This is a genomic window from Bacillus sp. JJ783 (assembly GCF_036963225.1).
Lineage (GTDB): Bacteria > Bacillota > Bacilli > Bacillales > Bacillaceae_G > Bacillus_A > Bacillus_A cereus_U.
The window spans coordinates 44,074-51,180 of record NZ_JBALMG010000052.1 but is presented as its reverse complement, the minus strand read 5'-3'; the positions used below and the strand labels follow the sequence as shown (position 1 = coordinate 51,180).

The window sequence follows — 7,107 nt, the reverse complement described above, 5'->3', positions numbered from 1 at the left end:
CAATACTTTGAAATACCAATACAATTATACTTACAGAGCTAAGAAACAAAGTCTCAACATGATTTTCAATTAAGTTCCCTATACCGTTCATTTCGTCTGTACCCCTTTTATTTATGTAATATTGACTTTAATAATACAATCTATTAAGCAATTCCGTAAATGTGTTACAAATTGGCTCAATTGCACTCTCATTTTGTTCTTCATGATTATAAAATATAACTGTTGGTTCATTCTTGTTCTGTCGATAATCAAAACAAATTAAATTTCCAAAAGGATCTCTACCAAAGGGAATCAATTTTTGTATGGCAAATTCAGAAAACATCTTTATATTTAAGTCTTCATCAGTTAAACTAATCAAATCATTGAAGACCGCCTCAATTCTTCCACTATCACAATCAAACGTATTTGGTTCTGGATAACCTCCATCACTTTCCATTACACAATTTTTATAATCACCGGGAAGGGAAAATCCGAATAAACTTTCTACTTCAACTATTTTATCTTCAGCTAAATAATCTCCTGAAAAAAGCCATTTTTTCACTCCCATAAATTCATCTCCTAAACCTTTTTTTAATTCTCTATTTTTGATTAGCTATACAGCCTATTAATCTCTTTATTTTTAGTCTTATCCCTTTTACAATCTTTATTATCTCTTATCCATCTTACGCTTTATATATGTTGCAATTTCTGTTTGTCCGAATTCTTCAGCATATTCATAAGCATTCATATTCTTAATGTTTTCTCCAGTGTATCTAATTGAAATATCTATTCCTTTTTCAACTAGAAACTCAACTACTTCTTTATGTCCGCCATAAATTGCTCCAAATAGTGGATTTCTTTTTGCTAAGGTTACATCCAATTCGGCACCAGACTCTACTAAATATTTTACTATTTCTAAATGTCCTTCTCCTGCGGACAAATTTAATGCAGAAGCATCAAATGTACCACCTCTAGCATTAATATCTATCCCTTTATTAATCAAATACTGAACAATTTCAATATGTCCTTTCTTTGCTGCAACATGTAACCACGTACCAAATGGTGTCATTGAATGTAAAAATTCTGGATTATCACCTATTATACGTTTTACTTCATTACTATCACCAAGCTTAATAGCATTTCTTATTGTTTTATTTATACTTTTCTCCTCCATAACATCACCCCCTATATTTCTGTTCTCTTGTCTAACTATACCTCTTAGATTTGCAGGAACATGAACTATTCAATCGAAGTTTTATAAGCAACCTTTATATTTTTCAATCCTTCTATTACATTATTTATTCTTCTCGATAAATCTTTTATTTCCTCTACTGTCAATTCACCTTCTGCCTCTTGAGGGTTCAACATACTTAGCCTCTTTATTATACCTTCAATACGCCCAACAAAAACTATATTATGATCGACTGCAATTTCTCCTATGGCAGTATCCACTATAACATCTTCAATTTTTCCTAAATTATCAAATTCATCCGCTAGTTTTGCTATAGCATATCGATACCCTCTCTCTTCATCTAATAACTCTTCATACGCCTCCTGAATTGCATTCAATAATTCGTTATACTCCCAATTTTTCATACATCCTCCCTCCAAAAAAATCCCCACGCTTATGTGAAAATAATCTTTCAACACAAATATGAGGAATTCCTTATTTCATTACTATACTTTATACATTTTATGCGTTAGAATCTTCGTCTTTCACTTTATATACCCTATCTCTTTTCTCATCACTTTTGACAAAAATAAGCTTTCCTTCTTTAACAAAACCTTCTAATAGTAAGCATACTTGCCCGTATGCTTTAGGCTTATCAGTTGTGAATCTTTCATCTGATATTTTACCAGCTCGTATTAATTGTTCGCACAGCTCAAGTGCACTTATTTCTTCAGAATTAAATAATCCCAAAATATCTTTTTGCAAGGGCGATAAAGGTGCTGGTATCTCAGCAACCTCCACTTTTTCTTTTTCTTCTTCAAATAAATCTTCAAATGAAATTTGATTCATTACATCTTTTCCTTTCTAACAACTGATTTGTATAACATGAACTGAATCCTATAGGTACGAGAACTTTAAATATTAGTTATTGTTATGTAGTACTTACCTTATTACATGAATTTCAAACTCATGTACATCATTTCATATAGTATGTTTTGATTATACCAAATATACGTTCTGTCTTCTATTGTAGAATTCGTTATAATAAGAATGAAAGTAATTATGAACATTTATCTCGTTGTTATTTGTATAATTCCTGTAAAAAAATAGAAATAAAATCTGTAAATTTGTATAATAAAATTGAAAGAGTAAAATCTTAATATAGAAAGGTCTTGGTAACATGTTGGGTATTGATGTTATAAAAACAACAGAGGAATTAATTATTTCATGGCAATTCTCTAAAATTCATATTCCATTATGTGAAATCACTGAGGTAACTGAAGATAATACATATGCTGGTGTTGAAGAAAAAAGCGCAATCCGAATTGGAACAGCATATGGTACAACTGATCGTATTTTAATTAAGACAGTAAAGCAAAATTATTTATTATTCACTACTAATAGAGTATCCATTTTAAATAAAATAAAAGCTTAATTGTTTTTCTTCATATATTTAAATGTTAAACACCTACATTCTATTATAGTAAACGCGACAAAGGATTCGTTGATTACTCCTGCTCCTAATTCGGAAGCATATGGTGAAACTATATAACACAAACACCCTAGCTCTTCGCTAGGGTGTTCTCAGTTTTATCCATAATACAAATGGTCGCTACAGTTATCTTATATTTGTAAATATATATCATTCACATTGCCTTTCCACTGTTTCTACAATTCTCATTTATTTTTCATCTATGTACTCATTTCTCACTTTTATTTATTTTTATTAACTCCCTGTAATTGACTAAGAACCTCATTGGCAGTGCTCTCAAATCTTTTAGGGTCATCAGCAATAATTTCATTAAGTAAATCAATTACCGTTAGTTGTATATCATGATTCATTCCTACAAGCACTTTAGCATACTCACTTCTACATAAATCACTATTTAAAATTCTTATGTTTAGTAGAATTGCCCACTCTTTTGCACTCTCAACCATTTTTGGTAAAGCTTTAGGCATCTCTGTTAGATATTTTTCCATTTCAAAACTTTCAATAAAATGAACTAAACCAAACATAACTTCTTCCGCTTGTGTTTCATCCTCAAATACTATACACAACTCTTTAATAAGCTTCTCATCAGTACAATCTGCTAAGTTTTCTAATATATTATCAAACTCTTCACATTCCGATTGATTTTTTAAAAATCTACAACTATATAATCTCTTAACCTCAGATTGAGAGTCCATATAAATTTCTCCTTTTAAATGAATTGGGTAATTAAATTAATATGATCATTAGTTTTCAACTTTTCTAATCCGCCTAATCCAAGAAAAGGCACAAACCCGAAACATTCATTATATGTGGTGTTCCATACTTTTCTATTAAATCAATATATGGCTTCCACCTTAAATATAAATTTTTAAATATTCAGCAATTTCTGTTTGTCCTCTTTCAATAGCAAATTCATAAGCTCCCATATCTTTCATAGTCTTCTCTGTATACTTGATATTTATATCCAGACCATTTTTAATGAGAAACTTTACAATATCAAGGTGTCCGCCATAAATAGCTGCAAATAGTGGATTTCTATTTGGGTCACTAACATCTAATATTGCACCATTATCAAATAAGTACTCTACAATACCAATTTCACCTTCACTAGCTGCATGTGCAATAGGCGCTGACTTTGGTACACCTTCATTAAGGTTAATATCCAGACCAGATTCAACAAGAAATTTTATCATATCCAGTTCACCAGCTCTAGCCGAAACATGTAGCCACGTTCCATAAGGCGTTACAAAATCAAGCAAACTTTTATCAGTAATAATTATCTCTTTCGCTTGTTCTATATCACCATTTTTAATGAAATCATAGATTTTTATCGCTTTTTCCTCACTTTCCATAGAGTCCCCCCTGCATTATTTTTATCTAGTTTAAAAAGTTAGCTTTCCTCTTCATACTTTTCCTCTATCACTATCTGTTAGTTAATTCTTTAATTATCGTTTCAGCCTTATGTAATTCTTCTAATAGCGCATGTGGATAGTCATTGTAACTGTCCATATACGCACGCACACCACCCACAATGGTTATTCCCTTAATATCCTCGTTATTCTCTAATATTTCTAATGCCTTCTTATATCTTTTATATATTAATTGTAAAATGCCACTATTAATATCTTTAACATAGTCTTTCTCCAACTTATGTATCACGACTTTTACTTGTTGAAGTAACTGCCTTTTCTTGTTCACTATGTCCTCCTATTTACTCGTTACGAATTATAATTGTCCATTTTAATATCCTTGCATGCTCCCCAATCTAATTTATCTCTTTTATAACATAATATTTTCCACTTCTTTTTTCTGTTTTTTCTATAGTCTTACCTCTTTGTATCTGGTCAACTGAGTATTTCTATCCTGCTCTATTTAACTAAATTGGATTATCTGGATACTCATCTAAATATCTGCTAATTAAATCTTTACTTTCACTATCATCTGGTTCTGTTCCTAAGTATTTATACTCCCAAATAACTAACTGGTCACCAAAACTATAATCAGTATCGAACCAATTGGTATAATCATAATGCACCTTCAGCTTTCCATTGCTATCAAGAGATAGTGTAAAAGAGTACCACAGTTCTTGTTGATTATCATTAAAAACCTTCCTTAGTTTATTACTTAACTCAAATAAAGTTCTACCCTTCAGTTTATAGTACTCTTTATCAATGTCGTATTCATAAGCAATTTCTAAACTATACTTATAGTTCTGTTCATCCTGGGGTGTGTTATAGAAAAAGTAAGTTCCTCCACCTGTCTCAGATATTTGAGCATAAAAATAGAATTTTCCCCATTCTTCCGGAATCATTTCATTAACTGTCTCGGCTATTTCTCTATACAACTTATTCATTCCTTTTTCCATATTAATTAACCTCCTGTTCGATATTTTGTTCTGAAATTACTGTAACCCCTTTTAAAGCTTATTATTTTTCACTTCTTCAAACCACTCATCAGCAATATGATCGGCCGTTTTAATCTCGTCATGAGTATATATTAAATCATACTTGTATTCAGCTTTAAACCTTCCACTCTCAGTATCATAAATTAACTTCATCTCTGTTGGCATATCTCTTTCATATTCTTTACATAATTCTTCGATTTTTTCGATATCTTCACATAGTATTCGAAGTACCATAAACATTCTTTTTGGAGACACATCATATTTTCCGTCTCCATCTTCCAATGCATCATTCACTTTATGACACTCTACATACTTATTATTAATCAAATAAAAGAAGCTGCTTGAAATAACGTCTTCTTCACATGAAGCATACACATATACTTTATCGGCCCTGTCTTCAACATATTCCATACATATAGATATCATATCCGATTGCAATTCACTAAACTTTTCCTCAAATTCTTTCATACTACTTTTTCACTCCTTAGATTAAAAGTTAAATGGCAACGTCTTGATACCCCACTTCAGTTACTTTTTCATTTAATAGACGTAGCCCAAGTCCATTCTCTGTATCCCATGTACAATCGAAAGTTATCCCAATATCTCGCTCTTCATTAATATCTCCATATGGGACTACAATTCCAACTAAAGTGATCCTATTAAGTAACTGATCAATTGTTTCAATATGCGGATAATTTTCATTAAATCCAATATCATATCCTAATTGTTGACGCTCTTGCTTGTAATAGTCTAAAATCGCTTGTAAAAAAACTTGCTGCAGTTGTTCCCAATTTTGCAATAATGAATTATAAGCAGTATATTGTTCTTCATCAAACTTACCGTCTTTTTCACCTTTAACTATCAATGCTATTTCAACTTCTTTTCCACAAAATTCAACGGTAATGTCCTTAATCCATCCATATGTATACTCAATCTCACCAAAAACTGCATCATTTATTATCATTTTTAACTCTCCCTGTTTACTCTCTTGGATCCATATCGATTTCTCTAATCATATGAAAGTTACCCTCTAATATTAACTGTTTTTTCCAGCCACTTCTATACTCAGTATAGTACTATCAATTGCTAATTTTTCAATGAGTTTTTTCGCCTTACCGTATGGAAATCTCTCTACTAATACATAAGGAAGATTTTTTGAACCCTTTAGCAAATCTACCGCGGCAATCTCAAGCCCTAATACGCTCTTTATTCTTATTAAATCTTTCAAACCTTCACTAGGAGTTTTCACTAACACTATATTACAAATATCAGACGAATTATTTATCGTTTTCTGTTCTATTTCACTTACACAACCACTATTTACCCATTTTTTAAAATCAGCGGTAATTACAGTAGCATGGCTTGGATTCATGTCCCCAGAATCAATTACTACCACCTCTTTTTCCTCTGCATGTTGAGCCATTAAAAATACATTACCCCCACCGTCATCACCAATTGAGACATACCCCCTCGCATACTCATCTATTTCCCAAACCCCGTTCCTTTCTGCAATATGCTCCGTACCATAAATAAGTAACCCACCACCGATTGAAAAGCCATTTGTACATCTCAATAATTCCTTATATACATTAGGTAATGTAACATTCATGCGATTTTCTACTGCTTGAATTTCAATATCACTCGCTGCCGACCTTTCTATCAAATCTGGAATATTAAATAGATTAATCATTTAATGATCCCTCCTAAACTATCAAGATATTTAAACGTATCGCCTGTCATCTCTCTATAATCGTTTCGCAATAGATTTCATGAAATTCATAAAATATGTCGGTATGTAAGCCTTCATTTTTCATTTGGTAAGTAGACAATCATTTTCCCTTCCATGTACTCACCTTTCCATCCACAAGGCCATCCTCCCATTTTATACACCTTAAATACCTTTTCATAAAGTGAAACTTTAATCAGTGGGAGTTTTATTCAATACCTTCATTGAGAACATAAATACTAAATCTCCCCAGCAACTTGATCTAAATTATGTAAGACTGTTTGAGTTTTCATTCGCTTCTTTAAGTGTTAACCCTTGTTCAAATAGCTTATCAA

General features: G+C 31.5%; 13 protein-coding genes. 1 reads left to right on the top strand and 12 read right to left on the bottom strand.

Annotated features, from left to right (window positions below):
* Positions 1 to 127: 127 nt before the first annotated feature.
* From V7038_RS11525 to V7038_RS11510, 4 genes are all read right to left on the bottom strand, one after another.
* Positions 128 to 547, bottom strand: a complete 420-nt coding sequence (locus V7038_RS11525) for an SMI1/KNR4 family protein (protein WP_002110774.1) — start codon at positions 545 to 547, stop codon at positions 128 to 130.
* A gap of 99 nt (positions 548 to 646) precedes the next feature.
* Positions 647 to 1,153, bottom strand: coding sequence for an ankyrin repeat domain-containing protein (locus tag V7038_RS11520; protein ID WP_070146722.1), 507 nt, complete (start codon positions 1,151 to 1,153; stop codon positions 647 to 649).
* 65 nt (positions 1,154 to 1,218) lie between these two features.
* Positions 1,219 to 1,575: an Imm3 family immunity protein gene (locus V7038_RS11515; protein ID WP_070146723.1), complete on the bottom strand. Its 357-nt coding sequence runs from the start codon at positions 1,573 to 1,575 to the stop codon at positions 1,219 to 1,221.
* A gap of 97 nt (positions 1,576 to 1,672) precedes the next feature.
* Positions 1,673 to 1,999, bottom strand: a complete 327-nt coding sequence (locus V7038_RS11510) for a DUF3895 domain-containing protein (protein ID WP_070146724.1) — start codon at positions 1,997 to 1,999, stop codon at positions 1,673 to 1,675.
* Between the two features lie 331 nt (positions 2,000 to 2,330).
* Here V7038_RS11510 and V7038_RS11505 point away from each other — a divergent pair, with 331 nt between their 5' ends.
* Complete coding sequence (locus tag V7038_RS11505) at positions 2,331 to 2,585, top strand: SunI/YnzG family protein (protein WP_335470271.1); 255 nt, start codon at positions 2,331 to 2,333, stop codon at positions 2,583 to 2,585.
* 278 nt (positions 2,586 to 2,863) lie between these two features.
* On the opposite strand, the gene V7038_RS11500 is transcribed toward V7038_RS11505, so the two are convergent.
* From V7038_RS11500 to V7038_RS11465, 8 genes are all read right to left on the bottom strand, one after another.
* Positions 2,864 to 3,337, bottom strand: coding sequence for an Imm30 family immunity protein (locus V7038_RS11500; RefSeq protein WP_002066158.1), 474 nt, complete (start codon positions 3,335 to 3,337; stop codon positions 2,864 to 2,866).
* Positions 3,338 to 3,351: 14 nt separating this feature from the next.
* A complete protein-coding gene (locus V7038_RS29530) occupies positions 3,352 to 3,429 on the bottom strand; it encodes a hypothetical protein (protein WP_162617079.1) in 78 nt (25 codons plus the stop codon).
* Positions 3,430 to 3,496: 67 nt separating this feature from the next.
* A complete protein-coding gene (locus V7038_RS11490; protein WP_215557181.1) occupies positions 3,497 to 3,994 on the bottom strand; it encodes an ankyrin repeat domain-containing protein in 498 nt (165 codons plus the stop codon).
* A 70-nt stretch (positions 3,995 to 4,064) separates the two neighbouring features.
* The gene (locus tag V7038_RS11485; RefSeq protein ID WP_087962561.1) at positions 4,065 to 4,340 is read right to left on the bottom strand and encodes a hypothetical protein; all 276 of its coding nucleotides are present in this window, start codon (positions 4,338 to 4,340) and stop codon (positions 4,065 to 4,067) included.
* Positions 4,341 to 4,518: 178 nt separating this feature from the next.
* Positions 4,519 to 5,007: an immunity protein YezG family protein gene (locus tag V7038_RS11480; protein ID WP_002066155.1), complete on the bottom strand. Its 489-nt coding sequence runs from the start codon at positions 5,005 to 5,007 to the stop codon at positions 4,519 to 4,521.
* A gap of 51 nt (positions 5,008 to 5,058) precedes the next feature.
* Positions 5,059 to 5,514: an immunity protein YezG family protein gene (locus V7038_RS11475; protein ID WP_002066154.1), complete on the bottom strand. Its 456-nt coding sequence runs from the start codon at positions 5,512 to 5,514 to the stop codon at positions 5,059 to 5,061.
* Between the two features lie 28 nt (positions 5,515 to 5,542).
* On the bottom strand, positions 5,543 to 6,010 hold the full coding sequence (locus V7038_RS11470) for a DUF2004 domain-containing protein (RefSeq protein ID WP_215557183.1): 468 nt from the start codon (positions 6,008 to 6,010) through the stop codon (positions 5,543 to 5,545).
* 72 nt (positions 6,011 to 6,082) lie between these two features.
* On the bottom strand, positions 6,083 to 6,736 hold the full coding sequence (locus V7038_RS11465; protein WP_335470266.1) for an SMI1/KNR4 family protein: 654 nt from the start codon (positions 6,734 to 6,736) through the stop codon (positions 6,083 to 6,085).
* Positions 6,737 to 7,107: the final 371 nt, after the last annotated feature.

Excerpts from the sequence above, each read along its gene's own strand:
- V7038_RS11500 (WP_002066158.1), bottom strand. The coding sequence starts at position 3,337 with ATGGACTCTCAATCTGAGGTTAAGAGATTATATAGTTGTAGATTTTTA.
- V7038_RS11465 (WP_335470266.1), bottom strand. The coding sequence starts at position 6,736 with ATGATTAATCTATTTAATATTCCAGATTTGATAGAAAGGTCGGCAGCG.
- V7038_RS11470 (WP_215557183.1), bottom strand. The coding sequence starts at position 6,010 with ATGATAATAAATGATGCAGTTTTTGGTGAGATTGAGTATACATATGGA.
- V7038_RS11490 (WP_215557181.1), bottom strand. The coding sequence starts at position 3,994 with ATGGAAAGTGAGGAAAAAGCGATAAAAATCTATGATTTCATTAAAAAT.
- V7038_RS11505 (WP_335470271.1), top strand. The coding sequence starts at position 2,331 with ATGTTGGGTATTGATGTTATAAAAACAACAGAGGAATTAATTATTTCA.
- V7038_RS11475 (WP_002066154.1), bottom strand. The coding sequence starts at position 5,514 with ATGAAAGAATTTGAGGAAAAGTTTAGTGAATTGCAATCGGATATGATA.
- V7038_RS11515 (WP_070146723.1), bottom strand. The coding sequence starts at position 1,575 with ATGAAAAATTGGGAGTATAACGAATTATTGAATGCAATTCAGGAGGCG.
- V7038_RS11510 (WP_070146724.1), bottom strand. The coding sequence starts at position 1,999 with ATGAATCAAATTTCATTTGAAGATTTATTTGAAGAAGAAAAAGAAAAA.
- V7038_RS11520 (WP_070146722.1), bottom strand. The coding sequence starts at position 1,153 with ATGGAGGAGAAAAGTATAAATAAAACAATAAGAAATGCTATTAAGCTT.
- V7038_RS11480 (WP_002066155.1), bottom strand. The coding sequence starts at position 5,007 with ATGGAAAAAGGAATGAATAAGTTGTATAGAGAAATAGCCGAGACAGTT.
- V7038_RS11525 (WP_002110774.1), bottom strand. The coding sequence starts at position 547 with ATGGGAGTGAAAAAATGGCTTTTTTCAGGAGATTATTTAGCTGAAGAT.